Genomic DNA, 1337 nt, shown 5'->3' with positions numbered 1-1337 from the left:
GGCTTATAGGACAAAAAGTGTGTGTAAAAACCCTTGTAATACTAGTAAATATCTAGTGTTATAAGGGTTTAATCTTTTTCTGGAGAAGTTTGAGGGTGGACAAAAAGTGTGGGTGGAAACATCAATTAACCCTTGTAATGACTGACTAAAATGAGGTTATATCTTCCTATATATAAACAAATATGGAGGAAGAGTTTATGCGACAAATAAAATGTCCTGATTGTAATGAAAAATGTATTAAACATGGTGTTTTAAAATCTGGTTCTCAGCGTTGGTTTTGCAAACATTGTAAGGTGGCATTTACCGTTAAAATTAATAATTTAAGTAAAGAGTTAAACCTATTCTTGAATTGGTTATTCAGCACCGATATTCAAGCTGATATGCCTGGTAAAGGTCGTACATTCAGGCGTAAAACCGCTAAATTTTGGTCCATATGGACATTGCCACCAAAAGTGGAAGAAATACATGATGTGGTATATCTTGATGGAATTTACTTAGCTAGGAATTTATGTGTGTTGATTTGTTGCAATGATACTCATGTTCTAGGATGGTATGTCTGCCGTTATGAGCATGCTAGAGCTTGGCAGTGTTTAATGGAACGGATTGCTGAACCTAAAGTCGTTGTATCTGATGGTGCTAATGGTTTACCTAAAGCATTACGGAAAGTTTGGCCTCATAGTAGCCACCAAAGATGCCTATTTCATATTTTTTGTCAGGTTAGACGATATACGACAAGTAGACCTAAAACGTTAGCAGGAAAGGACCTTTATACTCTTGCTAAAGATTTATTTAATGTGAAAACAATGGATCAAGCTTTTATATGGATTAATAAACTTTCAGCGTGGCGAATGACATATTCTGATTTTTTACGAGAAATGACGATTGATGAATTCGGAAACAAACGCTCTACACATGAGCGGTTGCTTAAAGCTGAATCATCATTATGGCGTCTGATTAGGCAACAAACTTTATTTACATTTTTGGAATGTATTGATATTACAATACCTACAACAAATAATCGTATTGAAGGTGGAGTAAATGCTCAACTAAGAAGTATGTTACGGGCTCATAGGGGCCTTTCACTTGAAAGAAGACTAAAAGCGGTCTATTGGTGGTGCTATATGCACTCACCAAGACCGCTTTCTATTTCAGATATATTAAATTGTATGCCTACAGATGAATCGATTGCTGCTATCTACAAACGATTATCTGACTATTGTCAAATAGATCGTTCAATCCCTCAATGGGGTGATGCTCCTGTTTGGAATGAGCTACATATGTCTACAAATTTTCCAACTTATTGGGATTAGTCACACACACTTTTTGTCCTATAACCC

Annotated in this window: 1 protein-coding gene; it reads left to right on the top strand. The window is 35.8% G+C overall.

All coding sequences use genetic code 11. The annotated features are described in order from the left end of the window. The first annotated feature begins 197 nt into the window (after positions 1-197). Positions 198-1310 (top strand): IS1249 family transposase, encoded by a 1113-nt coding sequence (locus EO120_RS09050; RefSeq protein ID WP_127135144.1) that lies wholly within the window; start codon positions 198-200, stop codon positions 1308-1310. Positions 1311-1337: the final 27 nt, after the last annotated feature.

Origin of the sequence: Veillonella caviae, assembly GCF_003992125.1 — a bacterium.
Taxonomy (GTDB): Bacteria; Bacillota; Negativicutes; order Veillonellales; family Veillonellaceae; genus Veillonella; species Veillonella caviae.
This window is presented reverse-complemented; position numbering and strand designations above follow the sequence as displayed.